At 40.1% G+C, this 18,328-nt stretch carries 19 protein-coding genes; 18 read left to right on the plus strand and 1 reads right to left on the minus strand.

Features of this window, described 5'->3' with window-relative positions:
• Positions 1-82 precede the first annotated feature (82 nt).
• From KSP24_RS11675 to KSP24_RS11690, 4 genes are all read left to right on the plus strand, one after another.
• Positions 83-2,122, plus strand: coding sequence for a serine/threonine-protein kinase (locus KSP24_RS11675; protein WP_216975174.1), 2,040 nt, complete (start codon positions 83-85; stop codon positions 2,120-2,122).
• An 84-nt stretch (positions 2,123-2,206) separates the two neighbouring features.
• Positions 2,207-2,959, plus strand: a complete 753-nt coding sequence (locus tag KSP24_RS11680) for a vWA domain-containing protein (protein ID WP_013370788.1) — start codon at positions 2,207-2,209, stop codon at positions 2,957-2,959.
• Positions 2,960-2,971: 12 nt separating this feature from the next.
• On the plus strand, positions 2,972-3,808 hold the full coding sequence (locus KSP24_RS11685) for a hypothetical protein (protein ID WP_137078367.1): 837 nt from the start codon (positions 2,972-2,974) through the stop codon (positions 3,806-3,808).
• A 267-nt stretch (positions 3,809-4,075) separates the two neighbouring features.
• On the plus strand, positions 4,076-4,885 hold the full coding sequence (locus KSP24_RS11690) for an SDR family oxidoreductase (protein ID WP_090735419.1): 810 nt from the start codon (positions 4,076-4,078) through the stop codon (positions 4,883-4,885).
• A gap of 452 nt (positions 4,886-5,337) precedes the next feature.
• On the opposite strand, the gene KSP24_RS11695 is transcribed toward KSP24_RS11690, so the two are convergent.
• Entirely contained in the window at positions 5,338-6,558 is a 1,221-nt protein-coding gene (locus KSP24_RS11695) for a peptidase M56 (protein ID WP_216975175.1), read from the minus strand.
• Between the two features lie 273 nt (positions 6,559-6,831).
• Here KSP24_RS11695 and KSP24_RS11700 point away from each other — a divergent pair, with 273 nt between their 5' ends.
• From KSP24_RS11700 to KSP24_RS11760, 14 genes are all read left to right on the plus strand, one after another.
• A complete protein-coding gene (locus KSP24_RS11700; protein WP_090735413.1) occupies positions 6,832-7,734 on the plus strand; it encodes a copper amine oxidase N-terminal domain-containing protein in 903 nt (300 codons plus the stop codon).
• Positions 7,735-8,535: 801 nt separating this feature from the next.
• Positions 8,536-8,958: a hypothetical protein gene (locus tag KSP24_RS11705; protein ID WP_216975176.1), complete on the plus strand. Its 423-nt coding sequence runs from the start codon at positions 8,536-8,538 to the stop codon at positions 8,956-8,958.
• A gap of 334 nt (positions 8,959-9,292) precedes the next feature.
• Positions 9,293-9,886 carry a chloramphenicol phosphotransferase CPT family protein gene (locus tag KSP24_RS11710; protein WP_216975177.1) on the plus strand — a complete coding sequence of 198 codons (594 nt, stop codon included), beginning with the start codon at positions 9,293-9,295 and terminating at the stop codon, positions 9,884-9,886.
• A 637-nt stretch (positions 9,887-10,523) separates the two neighbouring features.
• Complete coding sequence (locus KSP24_RS11715) at positions 10,524-10,910, plus strand: hypothetical protein (RefSeq protein WP_155742209.1); 387 nt, start codon at positions 10,524-10,526, stop codon at positions 10,908-10,910.
• A 335-nt stretch (positions 10,911-11,245) separates the two neighbouring features.
• A protein-coding gene (locus KSP24_RS11720) for an IS3 family transposase (protein ID WP_367949311.1) occupies positions 11,246-12,408 on the plus strand; the annotation gives its coding sequence in 2 pieces (ribosomal slippage) (positions 11,246-11,510 and positions 11,510-12,408; 1,164 coding nt in all).
• A gap of 409 nt (positions 12,409-12,817) precedes the next feature.
• Positions 12,818-13,090, plus strand: coding sequence for a transposase (locus KSP24_RS25650; protein ID WP_330706941.1), 273 nt, complete (start codon positions 12,818-12,820; stop codon positions 13,088-13,090).
• A gap of 321 nt (positions 13,091-13,411) precedes the next feature.
• Complete coding sequence (locus KSP24_RS11730; RefSeq protein WP_216975178.1) at positions 13,412-13,606, plus strand: hypothetical protein; 195 nt, start codon at positions 13,412-13,414, stop codon at positions 13,604-13,606.
• Positions 13,607-13,769: 163 nt separating this feature from the next.
• A complete protein-coding gene (locus tag KSP24_RS11735) occupies positions 13,770-14,240 on the plus strand; it encodes a hypothetical protein (RefSeq protein WP_254207755.1) in 471 nt (156 codons plus the stop codon).
• Positions 14,241-14,379: 139 nt separating this feature from the next.
• Positions 14,380-14,751: a hypothetical protein gene (locus KSP24_RS11740; RefSeq protein ID WP_058829522.1), complete on the plus strand. Its 372-nt coding sequence runs from the start codon at positions 14,380-14,382 to the stop codon at positions 14,749-14,751.
• Between the two features lie 666 nt (positions 14,752-15,417).
• Positions 15,418-16,272 carry a P-loop NTPase family protein gene (locus KSP24_RS11745; RefSeq protein ID WP_216975244.1) on the plus strand — a complete coding sequence of 285 codons (855 nt, stop codon included), beginning with the start codon at positions 15,418-15,420 and terminating at the stop codon, positions 16,270-16,272.
• A gap of 85 nt (positions 16,273-16,357) precedes the next feature.
• Positions 16,358-16,522, plus strand: coding sequence for a YhjD family protein (locus KSP24_RS25720; protein WP_483311488.1), 165 nt, complete (start codon positions 16,358-16,360; stop codon positions 16,520-16,522).
• A 583-nt stretch (positions 16,523-17,105) separates the two neighbouring features.
• Positions 17,106-17,495, plus strand: coding sequence for a hypothetical protein (locus KSP24_RS11750; protein ID WP_254207756.1), 390 nt, complete (start codon positions 17,106-17,108; stop codon positions 17,493-17,495).
• Between the two features lie 21 nt (positions 17,496-17,516).
• Complete coding sequence (locus tag KSP24_RS11755; protein WP_249930778.1) at positions 17,517-17,858, plus strand: hypothetical protein; 342 nt, start codon at positions 17,517-17,519, stop codon at positions 17,856-17,858.
• Positions 17,859-18,076: 218 nt separating this feature from the next.
• Positions 18,077-18,316, plus strand: coding sequence for a hypothetical protein (locus KSP24_RS11760; protein WP_216975179.1), 240 nt, complete (start codon positions 18,077-18,079; stop codon positions 18,314-18,316).
• Positions 18,317-18,328: the final 12 nt, after the last annotated feature.

The following is an 18,328-nucleotide window of genomic DNA, read 5'->3' on the forward strand; positions in this document are numbered from 1 at the left end:
CCGGTTTTCTTGCCATCCATAGACGTATATAATAAGGTGAGGAAAACTAGCATACTGAACGATATAAGGAGAGGGATGTTTCATGTCTTTTCAACCGAATCCGGGAGACGAATTGATCATAAACGGCACAGCTTATGTGGTTGGACGACATCCCGCTGCACCCGGTTTAGCCTATGCACAAGCAGGGAGGCAGGGAATTGTATACCAGCTGATTGCCAAAAACGGAGCACCGCATGAGGCGAAAGCCCTTAAAGTGTTTTTTCCGAAGTTCCGCATCCCGGCTATGGTTTATCAATCTGAGCATATGGAAACATACGGGGATATTCCCGGTTTGCAGGTATGCAAGCGTGATGTGCTCACTCCAGAAAGAAACGGAAGTCTGATCGCTGAGCAGCCTGATTTGCTGTACGCGGTGCTGATGCCATGGGTTCATGGTATGACATGGTTCGATTGTCTCACAGATCAGCGTCAGCTTGAGGCTTCCGATAGTCTGGCTTTAGCCAGAGCACTGGCAGGGATCGGTTCAGCGATGGAGCAAAAAGGATTGGCTCACTGTGATTTATCGGCGCCTAATGTTATGCTTCCGTTTTTTTCTGAAGTGGAACTGCCTGAAGGCACGTCAGCTGTCGAATTGGTAGACGTGGAGCAAATGTATAGCACCAAAATGGATCGTCCAGATGCACTATTGGCAGGATCGCCAGGGTATGCTGCACATCGTACCGTTCACAGCGGGTTATGGAGTGCATATGCAGACCGTTTTGCAGGGGCTATCATTATTGGGGAGATGCTAGGCTGGTCTGACCGTGTGGTGGTCGATAAAGCGTGGGGCGAAAGTTATTTTGATCAGCATGAAATGCAGACGCCTTGCGAACGTTATTTTATTTTACGGAAATCGCTTGAATCCCGTTGGGGCAGCAAGGTGGTAGAACTATTTAGTCGTGCCTGGGATAGTCAGGATTTAAGTAGTTGTCCTACCTTTGGCGAATGGTTGGTTGTACTTAATGCGGTTACTGAGCAGGAAATTCCTGTTGAGACTATAGAAACTGAGCCAGCTGTGACAGAAACAATAGAATCGGCGGCGGGGTCCTCAAGTGAAACGGTATCCTCTTTGGCAACCCCTGCACCGCTCAAAGCTGAACAGGCTGCATTGCTAAATCAGGATGTCCTAGAGCAGGGAGAGCGTGGAGTAACGGACAAGCTGTTTCGACAGGCGCGTGAACTGGAGCAGCAGAACAAACCTGCTGCAGCGTTGGAAGTCTATCGTTCGTTGTATCACTTTGTAGAAGACGGCAGTCCTTTGCATGTGGAGGTGTCGGCTGCGATTACAGGACTGGAGGAGCAGTTGAATCCCAAGATGCCAGAGCAACCTGAAAAATCGAAAGCCTGGTATCGCTCCAAAATGTTTATCGTTACAGCTTCGGCCGCAGTTGTTCTTTTGGCAGCCGGAATCCCAACTGTGAGTATTCTTGCAGATCAGTCTAATCAGCGACAAATCGAGGCTACAAAGCAAGAAGAGGCATTGAAGGCTGCAAAAGCGGCCGAGGAAAAGTTGGTAGCTGAGCAGGAGGCCGCTCAAAAATCGCTAACGGAGAAACAACGGCAGGAAGCTGAACAGCAGGCCAAACAACAGGCTCTTGCTGCTCAAAAGCAACAGGAAGAGCAAAAGAAACAACAAGCTCTGATCGCTCAACAGGTTAAATATGAAGCTTATCTCGCCCAAAAGGAACAAAAAAAGCAGGCTGCTGCCAAGTTGGCGAAGCAAAAAGCATATGATCAACAGGCAAAGTATGAAAAATACCTGGCCTTGAAAAAGGAGCAGGAAGCTCGTGCCGCCAAGGAAGAAGCGGCTCGTAAAGCAGCAGCTGAGGCGGAACAAAAGCGAAAAGACGCTATACAGGCACGTAACAAGGAGAATGTTCTCCAGCTTATTTCCTTGTACAACAAGGCGTATGCTTCTCAGGAAGGTGGAAGCACGACGAAGGCAAAGAGCTTTGCCAAACGTTTTAGAGCATTATATGACAGTAATCCTTCTTATTATCGTTCAGTAGGTGAAGTGGGCTATCGGGCTTCCTCTATTTATAACTTTTTAGGAGATACGAATTTTAGACTGCCTAAAATTTGATGTTTCATATGTTTATATATGGAAGAATGATAGATTAGGAAACAGAGACAGATCGAAGGTAACTGAGGGGAGCATGTACAAACCATGAACTATACAATACAGGCTTCACAGCGTACTCCCGCCCTGATCATTTACCTGATTGACATCAGCGCGTCGATGAACATGCTGATGGAAGGGCGGCGGCGTATTGACGTTGTATATGAAGCTATATCGCTAGCGATTCGACAAATGGTTTTCCGATCGACCAAGGGAAATCGGTTGACTGCGCGCTATCGGATTGCAATTTTGGCTTATAGTGACGACGTGTATGACCTGCTGAATGGTGTCAAGGGAATTGATGAAATTGCGGCCATTGGTTCGTTGCCTGATTTGACACCCAAACGATTCTCAGATTCAGCAAAAGCCTTCTTGCAAGCTGAACGTATTTTGCAGGCGGAATTACCAGGGATGCAGGATTGTCCTGCACCTTTGGTCTGCCATATGACAGATGGTGTTTCCACAGGCGATGATCCGGAACCGATTGCGAAGCGCATTATGAACATGAGTGTACCAGACGGCAATGTACTGGTGGAAAATATATTTTTATCCGACAGGTTGCTGGAAACGCCTATTCAGGACCCACGTCGCTGGAAAGGGCTGACGCATAATACGCCGTTGCAGGATGAACATGCTGTGAAATTACGTAATATGTCTTCTGTACTTCCTGAAAGCTATCGGGAAATGCTGTTTGAGGCAGATTATCAGTTAGGTGAAGGAGCCATTATGATGCTACCTGGAACCTGTGCGGAACTGGTGTCCATTGGTTTTCAAATGTCAGCGGCAACGCCTGTACGGTAAGGAGGTAAAAGCATGAATCCACTGCTGTCCCTGCTCCCCACGAGCAAAAAAAAAGGATTGAATGCAAGGCTGACTCAGCAATTTGCTTACATAAGCTCTCAGACAGGCGATCAGCCTTTATCATCTCATCACAGTCGCTTTATGTGTCGTTATGGCTATGGAAGGTCTGCCGAATCTGCCAGCATGGGGGAAAGCGGACAGGATTTTGCCGCAGTACGTATTCATAAATCTGTCTGTTGTTTTGTCTTGTGTGATGGTGTCGGGCTCAGTTACCGAGGAGATTTTGCAGCCCGCTATCTAGGGTCTTCTTTACTGGATTGGATGGAACAGAGGCAGGATCTGTCTGCTAATCAATTGAAGGAGTATCTTGAGCGTCTGGCAGGTGCAGCTACTGAGGAACTGGATCGGCAGCCTCTGGATCACGAATCAGGCTTAATGCGTTCAGTACTGGAAGATAAACGTCGTCAGGGAAGCCAGTCCATGTATATTTGCGGTAAAATCGAACTGCCGAAACGAGGTACCCGTGGTCGTCTCCGACTTGCCTGGCAAGGAGATTCACGTTTGCGATTGTGGAACGGTGCGGAAGAAATCAGCGAACTGTTTGATCATACCTTCTCTACTGCGGAGCGCTGGTCTACAAGCCGTGGGCCGATTGGAGGGAAGCCGCATTGGTACGAAAGAAGCATACTCGCAGATATGCCAATGAGATTACAAGTATATACGGACGGTTTGTCCGATTTAGATCCTATTCGCGAGCCTGTCCCTGATGAGCAGATACAGGTATTGCTGGATGCGTCTCATACCGGGGGACTTGATGATGATGCTGCATTTATTGAGCTGCAGTGGTAAATGAATAAGCCAAAGGACGTATACATCCATTATTTATGGTTGTAGAACGTCCTTTTTTTGATCAATCCATAGAAAATTACGAATAGGCAAGATATTTACGGAATGTAGCGAGAGAGAAGAAGAAAAGAAGTACTAATGCACGAAATATTCGATCTTTTCCTGAATATCGCAACAGAACAGCAAAAAATGCGCAAAAATGGTGATTATAAAGTATACCCTTTTGGGTAATCTTGTGATTATACAGATTATTGAAAGGGAGCGATACATATGAGCTACACATATGCAGGAGGCGCACGGTTTAAAGGTAAAACTGCTCTAATTACGGGGGCTGGCTCTGGCATTGGTAAGGCAACGGCCATTCAAATGGCTAGAGAAGGAGCAAATGTCGCTCTTTTTGACGTAAGTAATGATCGTATTTTGGAGACGGAAAGAGAAATTAATGCCATACGTGAAGGGGCAGCCCGGGCTTTTGACGTGGACATTGCCGATCCGGTGCGTGTGGAAAAAGCAGTTCTGGAAGCGGTTGAATTGTTTGGCGGACTGCATATCATTTTTGCCAATGCGGGGATTAACGGGGTCGTCGGACCGATCGAGGAGCTGAGCATTGAGGATTGGCGGCAAACATTGTCAACGAATCTGGATGGAACCTTCCTGACGGTGAAGTACACAATACCACATTTGAAAAAGAACGGTGGCGGCAGCATTATCATTACAAGCTCGATTAATGGAAATCAGCGTTTTACCAGCTTTGGGATGTCAGCCTACAGCACATCAAAGGCAGGTCAAACCGGTTTTGCTAAAATGGCAGCCCTGGAGCTGGCCAAGTTCCGTATTCGTGTCAATGTCATCTATCCAGGGGCTATTTCGACGAATATTGATGAAACCACTGAGAAATCAGAAGGGTTAAAGCAGATTACCATCCCTGTGCAATTTCCTGAAGGAGATCAGCCGTTGGCAGATGGACCGGGGCAACCCGAGCAGGTTGCTGATTTGGTGACATTCTTGGCATCTGATCATTCGCGTCACATCACTGGCGCACAAATTGTGATTGACGGGGCAGAGTCGTTATTGTTTTAGAACAAAACCTTAAGTGTTTTTTATATTGCAGCCTATTGATATTTTTTTGATCAATGGGCTATATTTACACAGTTGCCTTATAAATATACTGGCTAAATCTCTGGAATGGATTTACTTTATTTTATTTTATTTGATAGAAAAATAAGGGTTAGTAGAATAAACAGATACAATGAACAGTTTTTTTTGAATACGACTTAAGTGCATGAGCACTAAATAGTTGGATTGCTCAGCATCTAAATTCCTGATTGTTTACAGATAGATAAAGCAAATAGCACAACCGAAGAAAATGAATCCTTGCTTTACGTAAGAAAAAGCTAGTTTGTAGTCGCGTCATCCAGACGATGGTAGTTTTTCACCTAATTAAAGGAACACTCGACCCAATAAAGCTCTTTATAGAGCTCTAGAGTCCAAAATCATAACTGGGGAGGATAACGTATTATGCAACTTCAATCCTATTGAAGAGGAGTGAGAACTAAAGTCCTCAAACTATCTTCCTGGTTTTTATCCAGACCTAGGAAGGCCGTAGCATAATAAACATTATTTTGCTTCCAAAAGTAGTAGGTTTGACTTTTGAGCTTTGATTTGTCGTTGCTGGAATAGAGAGGTCCAAAGTAGATGTGGTTGTTGTCGGCGTAAGCCGAAATTTCAACCCCACTAATCTCCAGCTTACGAATGAACGAGAGCTTAGTCGTTTCAAAAAGCGGCACTTTACTTTGATAGAACAAAATTTCGTCATTCGGGTCATCATAAATTGTGGAATTGTACGGTGCACGATAGGTGTTCCACAGAGCATCTGCAGTTTGTCTAAACGAGTAACTAGTATTCTGATCCTCCGCCCTCAACAAGATCAAGTCATTCAGCGTAAGGTGAGTGTTCAGCAAGCTGTCCGGAAATTTCACTTTAAAGCCTAGAATATTCTTCACTGCAAGTAAATCCGTCTCATCGTACAGAGGAAATGAATTCCCTTCTCCGTCGTAACGAACACGTTGGACTTGCTGTGGGAAAGTGAAGGATTGTACAACCTTTTCAATTTCTTTTTGCGTGAGCTTCTCCCAATTGATTGCATACGATACACCGTTATCCTGCCAGACAAAGCTGTTGGCTGCTTTTCGATTATGCTGAGAGCCTTGCCTTTTCGTGAATAACACGCCTTTTACATTTCCCAATGTAACCTCACTTTGTTGGAAAAACTGAGTTTGTGCTAACTTTTGTGAGTTTGGGGCACCCAACAGTAAATTATGTTCCAACATATTTCCTTTCCCTTTGGAAGCCAGCATTTCTATAAATTGCTCATTTTTGCTGCCAAATTTCGATACGAACATTATGGATACGATATTAAGAAGATTAGCTTGGTTGGCATCAGAAAAGAGCCTACTCAAATCTACAATTTCAAGCTGATAACCCTCGGGCAGATGATCAGGAACTTTAAAATCAAATTTTTTAAATTGGATTGCCCGATCCAGACTATGAAACCATTGAAACGAGCTGTTCAGCCTGTCAATTTTGAACGAGGAAGTGTCTCCTGCTTTAAGGACTGTGCGAGCATTCATATCAGGATCGGCGATCTCTTCTGTATGCGTCAAATTGGTGAGAAGGATAGCACTCAAGAAGAGCAACAAGAGAAATACCACGGCAAATAGCTTGTACAAGCGTCTTTTGTTTTTGAAGATCAATGTAAGTCTCCTTTTCATTTTTGTTACCATAGAAAAATTTGATAGATTCCCCGGTAGGAAGTAGTATCTCAATTGCCAGTAAGGAATTAGCTCTGTGCTTTATAGTATGATTATAGAAAAGTATACCATATAAAGGTTATTCATGGTAAACTAGATTGGCTTCTTTGAGGGATGAAGGAAATTTGGATGTGAAGAAAGGGGAATCTAGCCACGATAGTCATTCAGCGTTAAAAATAAGGAATATCAATCTAAAACAGATAAGGAAGAATTATATTGAAGAAAACTTTTCTTAGTATTGTTGTTCTGCTTATACTTTCAGGAAATATGGCTAGTGCAAAGGCGAAGCCCATTCAATTAAACGCAAATGGGAATCTTCTTACTAATATGAAAAGTCCCATTGTTTTAAACAATACTAGTTTTGTACCTGTACGTGTTATAGAGTCTTTAGGAGGCTATAAAGTCGCTTGGAATAGCAAAAGCAAGACGATAATTGTGACTCATGATAGCGATAGTCTGCAGCTAACTGTTGGTAAAAACGTTGCCCTCAAGAATCATAAAGAAATAAGCCTTAGCACTCCTCCAGTTATGAAAGACGGCACGACTTATGTTCCTTTGAGATTCATTAGCGAGAATTTTAATGCTATTGTAGATTGGGACTCTAAGAACAATGGTATTGCTATTATAAAACCTGATCAAAATGCACAAAAGCTGATACAAAGTGGTGATTTGGCAAAAGCTAGATTGGGGGTTATTGGACTACAAAGAGTTCAATTCTATGTATCCAAGGATCGACCTGAAGGAGACAGTTTCAGCTATATTTTCCCAGAGAATGATTTTTCTAAGATGTATTTTATTTGGAGTGATAGTATTTATTATTACGAGTTGAAAAATGGTTATATGAGCTTAGCTTGGGAGGGAAAAAAGACTTTTTCTAAGCTGGATGGAACACACAGTTCTTTGTCTAAATACTTGGGGGGAGACATAGAAAGTATATGGGGTGAACAACCAGCTGTAACTAAACGACTTGTTTTCTTTAATGATAACTCTGGATCAGTTGGGATGGTCGGTGAATATGGGATTATAGACACAAAGGGGAATGTAGTTGTATCCCATAAAGTACAGGATGCTAAACAGCTTGCAGACTTAATTGTTAATGTGCAGGAGGAAAAGAAATAATTAAGTGTCTTACCCTATTGTCCAATTGAGCAAAATGATTGTATGTTATTATGGAGATGCATTTAGTGAACCTGGAGGTCCTGACAGGGAGACAGTTGAGCATGTACTGATCCATAGCGCAAACGCTGCAAACGATACCACAAGCCAAGCATTTTCTTTAGTAAGCTACGTCAGAGGGATTCCTGGTCTTGGAAATACAGCAGAAGCATTCCGAATTCGGGGCGCTTCTTGTTCCTATTCTATTTCCTAGTATTTCGTTTATGGTCCAATTAATAGGATAAGATAACCGGTGGGAAATGACACGGCTAAGCTACTCGAAGGGGGACTGCCCCGTCTCTTGAACTTATCGCGAAGACTCTTGACGCTGTGCTAAAGGTGGTCTGTATTACTATTGGTCTGAAGACTTTGGTTCAGGCATGAAAACAATCACGGCACGCAAAGACAAGAAAAACCACCGAGAATAGGTATGGAAGCCTAGGAATCCAGTGGTTTTTCATTTCGTATTGAACTGAAATCTCGCCGTGGTTGCCCACCGGCCTTTGTCGGGTAGCCGTGATGCGCTAACATCGCGGCTACTTTTATTTATATCCATTATACCACAAATACATGAGGATGAAATGTCTGCTTATTTATGCAGGTATTTTTATTGTATACGATTATTCGAAGAAAATAAGTGAACTAGCAATACAAAAAGTCTTTTCCCTCAGTGACAGGTATGCTTTACTACTCCTCTAAAGACTTGTATATATAATAAAGTAACCAATCGAATTATATTACCACGTTTTCAAAAGGGGATGGTATATGAATATGCTTAATAGTAAATTTAAGGAAATTGGTTTATCTAGTGCTATTTTCGTTATTTTAACTATTGCTTTTGTTTGTTCTTATCAAGTTTATCAAAATGTAGAAACTGTCCATAATTACTTTTCTCCTAAAATAATCTCAGTTATGGCTATTGAAAAAGAAACTGATGAATGGAACAGTATTAAATTTGATGGTCAAGATTACGTCAAATTTGATAGTGTTTTTTGGGATAAGACAATCATAAATGATGCAAACAGTGCAGGTATTGTTAGAGTTAAAGATGAACAGGGAGATATCGTGATTGATGAGTTTCAGGTGTCTCCTGGCAATAGCAAACAACTGATCGGTTTAAATAATGATAAACAATATTACTTTGAGATCAAAGCTGCAAAAGGACAATTCACCATTAATGCAATATAGTGAAAGAAGGGCATCCCTTGGGGGATGCTCTATTTTCGATTTTTTAATATGAAAAGAAAATAAAGTATTTTCTTAGTGCTTAGGTTAAGATAAGTTCCCTGTTTAAGCACTACATGCTACCCGCGTACGCTCTTTAATAGGTGATTGGAAATGGAATATAATGAGGAGGACGTAGCCCAAGCGAAGGCGCGGGAGCGTTCTTTTTATTGAACTAACTGACAGGATAGTTCAATCATTTCTCGAATATTTTCTGAGTTGGATAATTTAATGAACTTTGTGAATATAACGTTATCTGAAAGATACGAAATAATTATTTTTTGAAGGGATGATTAAATTGAAGCAAGGGATATTAGTTTTTCTAAATGGAACTTCAAGTTCCGGAAAGACCTCCATATCGACTGAACTGATAAATCAGAAAGAGATCCTTTTTTATCATTTATCAATTGATGATTTTTTTAATAATTACTATGATTTTATTAATAATAAATTTCCAGATGATCCTCCAAAAGAAATAGATCATCAAGTTGTCTCACAAATACTTGATGATTCCATATTCTCAGTGTACCATTCGACAATTAAATTGTTATTAGAATTGGGTTTTAATGTAATAGCAGATACCATAATCGACAATGACAAGAGGTTTAATGAGTTTCTTGATCAATTTTTCGATCATTCTACGTTATTTATAGGTGTAATATGCTCGGAAGAAGAACTCATAAAAAGAGAGCAAACAAGAGGAGATAGACAGATTGGACTAGCAGCTTCACAGTTCAGCAAAGTATATTGCATTGATGAATATGACCTCGAAGTAAATACGGAAGAGATGAATCCAATAGAATGTGCCGAAAAAATATTAAGTTTTATTAAGTTCAATAAGGATTACTCGGTATTTAAGAAATTAAGTAAAAGAAATGTTAGTGTTTCCTAGATGGCGTATCCATCAGATAACAACCTATTCAAACATTGGGACTATCGCCCCTCGGTCTGCCCGAGAGATTTCGGAATTAAGCTAACGAGGAACGTTAGTTCAATAAATAGGCTTTTACCACTTTTGAGCAACATGCTAAAATACCGTAGTACCTGTTAACCTCTGAGTCTAATGTGGAACTTAGAAAGACTTCTATAAAGTATTTGTGGTAACTGGTACCGTATTAGAAGGAATTAGCCCTTAATAGGCGTATATATAATTGTGCAGTGACCTCTCAGGGAACAACCGCCCAGAATAGGTTTGGAGCCGGCAGGACATCCTTCTGGACTTCTTTAACAGAAATGAGGAGCTCCATATTTTGGCGCTGCACATTTGATGATTATTTAACCTGTCGAAATGACAGGTTTTTTTGCGTAGAAAAGTAGAGAACTTAATAGATAAAGAAGGGAATTGTTTCCTTCTGTCGAAAGAACTTAACAGAAGCCCTTTAAAGTTGTTGAGGCGGATTCTCGACCTCTCAGTTTATTATGGGTAATGCACCGAATCTAAAACCTGACATACTACATTGGGTCCATTGCGGAGCTCTTAAGAAAACTTGGTTAATCTGGTGCAAATGATTCGAATAGGTGATCATAAGTTGAATGATTTTATGCTTACGGATACGAGCATTATTGAAGACCAAGACAACTCAAGAGCTTTTTATCCCTTCTATGTTGGAATAGATATTGGTTCGGATTTCCATGTTGCTGCTTGCATTCCATTTGAAAAGTTCCGCAGTGAGAAGAAATGGAAACGTAGTGAAACAATGAAGCTTAACTCGGATAGCCAAGGGATTACAAAGTTTATCCATGCTTTAGAAGATATTCAAGCACAATTCGAGTATAAATCCCAGGATTTCTTTATATTACTGGAACCAACTGGTGGGCATTATTCATATTTAGTTGTTAGAGTTCTATTAGATCGAGGCTACTCTATATATCAGGTTGAAAATAAAGCTGTAAAGGATTTCGTGAACGCCAGCTAGGGCTTAATGAAAAATCCGATGAAATTGATGCTAGAATCATGGCCTATATGGGATGGCACAAAACCCTTCATCCTGATATTCGTTCGGCGCGTATAGTTCGTCCTGTAAGTGCAGAGCAGGTTTTATACCGCACATTAACTAGGGATCGCTGGTTGCTTACTACTCAATTAACGAGAGGTAGGAATCAAATCCAGCAATTATTTTCAGTAACCAATCCTGAACTTAAACGAGCTTTTAAAAAGACAGGTGCGTTGGTATTATCCCCTTCTAGTAGACAAGAGAGAAAAGACATCTGTTAAGATGGACTTAATCTTGTTGAACGGAGGGGATTTTTCATGGCTAAAAAGGGACAATCATTCCGGCAATACTCCTTAGATGTAAAGATGGAGGCAGTCCGGTTGGTGAACGAAGAACATATGAGTATTCGTGAAGTGACGAAACAATTGGACATTCGTAATAAATCCCAAGTGCAAAGCTGGGTGATGAAACATCGAGCGGGGGAGAACCTCCAGCCAACGACCACAAGGCAGGGACGACCCAAAACGAAATTTTCCAGTATGGAAGAGGAGATGGCGTATCTACGGGCGGAGATTGAATATTTAAAAAAGCAGTATCCAAATCTACACAAGGAGTGACGAGGAAAGAAGCGAGGTTTGAAATTATTGAGGGAATGCGGACACGATATTCGTTGAAATGGTTACTTGAATTAGCCCATGTTTCTCGGGCAGGATATTATAAATGGAGAAAGAATCAGCAAACAACCCAGCAGCGTAAGCAAGAAGAAGAGCTTCTGGAATCGCATATGTTGTCGATCCACCGGATCCATCCCTATTTTGGTTATCTCCGGATGACCGTTGCTTTACGTAGAGAAGGTATCTTGGTCAATCACAAAAAGGTGTACCGCCTAATGAAGAAATTAGGGATCCGTTCCGTCATTCGAAAGAAGCGGCGCTTTTTTGGCAAACAGGCATCTGTGGTAAATGCCAACCGATTAGATCGACAATTTCAGGCAGATGCTCCTTTATCCAAGCTGGTTACCGATATTACATACATACGAGCTGGAGAGCGGTTTGTATATCTCTCTGTCATTCAAGATCTGTTTAACAATGAAATCGTGGCTTGGCGTCTTTCGGAACGAAATGACCTTGCTCTAGTTAGCGAGACGCTAGACGTTCTAAGTAAGAACGTGAACATGGAGGGTGTCATTCTCCATTCAGACCAGGGTTTTCAGTATACCTCCAAGCCGTTTAACCGCAAACTTAAGCGGCTTGGAATGCTTGGGAGCCATTCAAGGCGTGGAAATTGCCTAGACAATGCCTGTATAGAATCCTTCTTCTCCCATCTTAAAACAGAGAAGATTTATTTAACGAAACCCGGAACCCTAGCGGAGGTAGAACAACACGTACGGGAGTACATTTCTTTTTATAATGAAAATAGATTTCAGAAAAAATTAAACAACCGTTCCCCGATTGAATACCGAGAAACGGTTGCTGCTTAAAGATGTCTTTTTAGTTCTGTCTACTTGACAGGGGTATGACCACGTTAAGTGTCCTCAAATTAGCTCTGAAGTATCCTGCAGCGCAAGAAATGGCCCAGGTAACTCGAGATGAACTTAGGCAAACTCTAATAACAAATGGTGCAAGAACTACTGCTACAAAAGCCTCTATGACCTTGGCAGAACTGTTACCCAACACATTAGCCTTGAACATTCCACACCTAGCTGAACGGTAAACGTAGCTTATTGAAGAGACCTTGCGTATAGATGAAGCGATAAAAAGCATGGATAAACAGATAGCTTCCTTGCTTTATGGGAATAAAGAAAAAGGATATAAACCTCATCCTTATACAATGATACTTATGTCCTTCCCTATCATGAGTGAATCTAAGGCCTGTACATTTATCGGTGCATTGGTGATAATGAACGTTTCTCAACATATTTAGAGCTTAAAAAGTACCTTAGTGTAGCTGCGGAGAATAAAATCTCGGGAACATCCGTTTTTAAGAGTAGGCAGACATACGAGGGTGTTAGAGATACTCGCAGAGTTCGATTCTTAATGACTTTGCTACTAATATCTCCAAAAATAAGTGAAAATAGTTTTCGTGTTTACTATAAACGATTAGTTGACAAGGAATGGCAAAGAGAAAAGCAAACACGCGAGCAAAATGGGAGTAATCCTTGACGATGATAAAGTAAGATTAAAGATCCCAGCTAATTTAGAAGATTACGAACGCCAAGCGGATGAGTTAGCAGATGACGATGTCTTAAGAACGACCAGTATCTTACACTGCCTTACACTGAACATAAATAGCTCATTGCATGTAAAATTGGAAATAATAATCTTCCGAATTTCGGTAATGGGCTCATTTACATTTTTCTAAACGCTACACTACATTAGACTGACGTTGCTTCATTAAGCTAACGGGCAGGAGAGTTCCAATACGTAGTATTATTTAGGGGGAATCGATTCGGGAATAAATACTAGGACAAGGAGCGTTGTAACATGAAGATGATCAAAAATTTCGCGTTAGCCGTTGTGAGTCTTATTAGTGATTTGTGGCTTGGGTTAGGAGTCAAGCCAGAGGTTTATGATAACCGAAGCAGTGTGAAAACTAAAGCCGGTTATATTTTATTTGTTTTGATGGCCGCATTAATTGCAATAACAACTGTTGTATGGGTAAGTTCTCGGATTTATTAAATCAGTTGGTCTCTGCACTAACGGGCATATTAGTTCAACAAGTAATCTTATTTCCGAAAAAACATGTTAAACAGTATTTTACTAATCTCATGAATTTGATTTGTAACAATTTACTTCGTCTATCGTTAAATAATTAGGGTCGAATAAAGATAGGAGGGTTTATTTGAAGAATACTGTCTTGTTATTCGTTATGGCACTAACTCTTATATGTGTAGTTGGTTGCACGGGTGTTCAGCAAAAAAACAAAGACCTTGAGGGAGAGAAACCACCAAAAGTTCAAATTCAGATTGATAAACGAATGTACAAAGCAAAACTCGGCACATATTGCTGGACAACGTCATGTGTGGATTTAGCTGGTCCAGTTGAACTTTTAAAAGGAAAAGAACCGATTCTAGTAAAGCCTGGTGTTGTTGTAAAATTCATTATGAATTATGAGCCCCAACCGAATAAATTTCATGTCGAGCAATTCTATGAAGGAAAACGTACAGAAGTTTTATTGAAAGAAAATAGTTTTCAAGCTCCTACAGAAAAAGGGACATATTTTTATTCATACGGGGTATGGTGGATGGATGAAGATGTAGAGAACCAATCTCGTGGCGATGCATTTTATCATTTTGCTTTAAAGGTCACCTAGAGATTAAGATAACTAATGCTACACGATGGTATCATAAGAACAGGCTGCCGTAATATCGGCTGCCTGTTGAGCTAACGGGCAGGATAACGCAACAAATTTACTGTTCCTACGTATAGCAAATAATTAGGAAATCAACTCGATGAGAATTGTAGCCAAAGGGCAACAGTTTGCAGGGGAGCGAAATGAAGTGACAATAAAAAGACCGTTTGGTACTGGGTCATTTGCAATAGTTGTTCTAACTTTAGGTTTTTTATTTAATTTTAAATTTCAAAACGACTTCATGTTGAGCCATTATCTGTTTAAGTTATTCAATTGGGATATATATACGAATGAAACCGAGGGGTATCACATTCCATTTATGGCTGCTATTGTATTTTGGTTACCAGCAGTGATAATTTCGAGAAAATATCCAAATAATTTTGGAACTTCCTTGTGTTATAGGGTGGGAGGGGTTATGTTTATTCTTAGTATTATAGTGTTTGCCGTTTACTTGTTTGGAACTCTTGTATAGAAACAAGCGATGATTAAGGTTCGTCGTTTGGTTAAGCTAACAGAGAACGTTAGTTGAATGACAACAGTGGCAAGGTAACAAAAAGTAGCTCCTGCATTGCCTGCAGGAGTTACTTTTTGTTGTGTATTAAATTTGTTTCAATTATTGATGAAATGTGGCGTTCCTAAAAGCATGATTTTTGACATGCCACATCGGGGCGGAAGCGGGTCTGAGTTGGAGGGGGGGACATCATTCTCGTCAATCATGCGGTTGGGAATAGGGGATGCACATCCGTTGCTCGACTATGAGCAAGATTTGAGCCGTTACGAGAAATGGTATTTTTGTATGACGGTGAATTAAGCTAACGGGCAGGTTTGTTTAGAAAGTCCCTGATTGTATTTATCTATGCTTAATGCTATTCTAAACCATAGAGATGCAAACAAAGGAGCATAAACCTTATCATGTGGATTACTCTGTAAAGATTAACAATTCGAAAGGATGCCTGTAATAGTGAATACACTATTTTATTAGGCGTGCTTTTTTTAATCTTACAGGGTATGCAGGGGAAGGTGTATCATAAACCCATGCTGCGGATACCTGATGGTATCCGCTTTTATTCGTGGGAAACTGCGTCTCTATTGATTCCTACCTGCTTATCCTCCTACTAGCGAATGGAGGAGCTTTATGATGAGATCGAAGTTAGTTTTGATTGAGGGATTGCCAGGATGCGGGAAAACAACAACTGCTCAACTCGTTTATGAAATTCTTACGGAAATGAACATTACATCCCAGCTGTTTTTAGAAGGAAATCCAGAACATCCTGCTGATTATGATGGAGTCGCTTTCTTTAAGAAAAATGAATGCGATGAATTATTGAATACACATGAAAAGTTTAAAGATTTGTTGAGTAATCTCATGATTAAACAAGGTAACGATTACATCCTAGAATATCGGAAAGTGAAAATTGAATACGGGCCAAATTTTCCAGATGAATTGCTTCATGCAGTTTTCAAACATGATATTTATGAATTATCGCTAGATCAAAACAGGAAACTGATAACCGAACGATGGATGAAGTTTGCGGACCGTGTTTTAAATGGTGCGGACACTTTTGTTTTTGATTGTTGTTTTATTCAAAACCCTGTAACAATGGGGATGATTAAACATGATGCGAAGAAGGAAGACGTTATAAGTTACGTTATCGAACTGGAAATAATTGTAGCTCCACTAAGTCCATTGTTGATTTACGTAGATCAGAACGATCTTGATCATTCTTTCAGAAAGGCTGTAAAGGAAAGACCTCAGGAATGGTCAGAGGGATTTATTGAATATTATACGAATCAAGGGTATGGTAAAAAACAAAATTACAAAGGGTTAGAAGGAACGCTGCAGGTTCTTAAAGCAAGAAGGGAACTAGAAGAAAAAATTTTTAATGGCTTAAACATAACCAAGATAAAAGTTGATAACTCTTCTTATAATAAAAACGATTATAAACAAGTTTTAAAGGGCATTTTATCAAATTATTATAAACAAACAAACTAACGAGAAATTGGATTCTAATGATCGCTGCAGGAATCATGTATCAAAGGAACAGTATCGAGTACGCCAGGAAATGTGAAGGCGTGGAATCAAAGTTCTGGAGCAACATCAACTGGAGGATCGTATTACGGCCAAGTATCTTTGTCGGGGATACACACACGAACTAAGATTTCTCTGGAGCAAAGTCAAAACAGACACAGATATGCGGCTGGGAGAATATTTAGGCGTGGACATAAGCTCATTAAGTGTCTGAAGCTTATTCAAGATGGGGGGATTTGTCCAGACCAAAGAGTTTGTCCGGATCCCCTTTGTTCAGTGAGCTACGGACAGGAAAACCAACTGAATACATAAATGAATGTGTTACAGAGCGATGCAAATCGCTCTTTTTGTCGTGCCCAGGTATTTCTGCCGTAGCCAAGTAATTCAGCTTCACATGGATCATCTTTTTTTGAAAAATCTATCATATATCACTAAAGCGACGACTATAGTAAACACCTGGATTAAAAACTGTGGCACCAAGATTAAAAAATCCATTTAATTTCCTCCTTATTAAGTTTTATTCTTAGCAATGCTGGACATAAACTACGATCCTAAACGATGTATAACTTTTATCCTAAATTTCGATTTTAACAAAAATAGTATTATATGATCGATTAATAGTTATTTACTATAAAATGATTGAAAAAAACACTAGAATATTTAACAAATTATCGCTATAACAGTCGCGAGTCTTACAAATATTAAAAAATGAGTGATTGATTCTAAGTTGGATTTGGCAAAAGTACATCCAAAGATTTTACTTACATAAATCAAAAAATCAATGGAAAGAGGGAATTTTGAATGAAGAAGAAATGGTTTACGCTACTTGCTACACTTACAATGGTGCAGCATTAGGTACTTCTGTATCCGCTGCATCTGTTGTTCCGTCGGCTGATACTTCAGTTTCGGTTTCTGCTTCAGAAACTTTAACAAAAGATCAAACTACATCCCAAGCTGCTGTCGATCAATCCGAGCAAGAGGCTCAAAAAGTTGTTGCAAAATACTTAACTGCTGTGCACGAAAAGAATTTTTCGGATGCAGTAAGTCTAGTCAAAGATTCGTGGTATCTCAGTGAAGAAAAACAAATTCAGAAGTATGAGGAATACAGTAATAGAACTGATTTTGATAAAATTGAAGTTGTTGGTACCCAAAAAGAGTCCAATTCGAGTGTAGCAGTTACAATCTAAGAGGATGGGAAAAAACAAAATTTGAAAGTAATCAAAGATGGTGAAGAGTGGAAGTTGGTTCTTGGTGATGGCAATCCTGCAACCGTTAAAGCACTGAATCCATCTGAATTTTCTATAAATGCAACTGTAGACTATTATAGACTTAGTGGGGTTAAATATGGAACTGTACTAATTGGGGACGACGCTTTTTCTGTTGGTGCATCCCATTCGGCAACAATCAAAGGATGGCAAGACACAGGTATTAGTGACGTAGAAGCTACTAATAGATATGAGATTGTGCAAGATGTATGGAATGGATGGAAAGAATGGAGTGTCCCAGAGAAAATATTTGGAAACAGTTCTGAAAATGTTTCAAAAACCTGATACAGTAGAACTTTTGATGGTATCCCGGCAGGTAGTGGATATCATATCAGAATCACTGGACTAACCCAACCAAAAGGTTACGGTGCAAGCGGAGCAGGGAATGTTTACGTAAACTAAAAGGTGAATTTAAGAGCAGGTTCCTTTTTGCTGAGCCCTTTTTTTTCTTTTTTTACTATTTTTTACAGCTATACTATTTTGTAAAGGGAGGTGAGTGAAATTTGAAAAAAACAATAGTATTTTTTGTTATGTTAATTGTAGGTCTAGTTGTAACCGAGCAGGCAGTTGATATTCTTACGACTCGTGGACGTGGTGAATCAATTTACAAGATGGGTATGTTAATCCCTGCCCAAGATTTTTATCTATATTTGTACGGTTCCATTTTTTTATTGTTAGGGATTTTGCTTATTTTGTCTCCTTTACTATTTAAAAAATCTTTTATAGCCAAGAAGAGCGTCTAAATGCAAGGAGAT

This window comes from Paenibacillus sp. AK121, assembly GCF_019042715.1.
GTDB classification, from domain to species: Bacteria; Bacillota; Bacilli; order Paenibacillales; family Paenibacillaceae; genus Paenibacillus; species Paenibacillus polymyxa_C.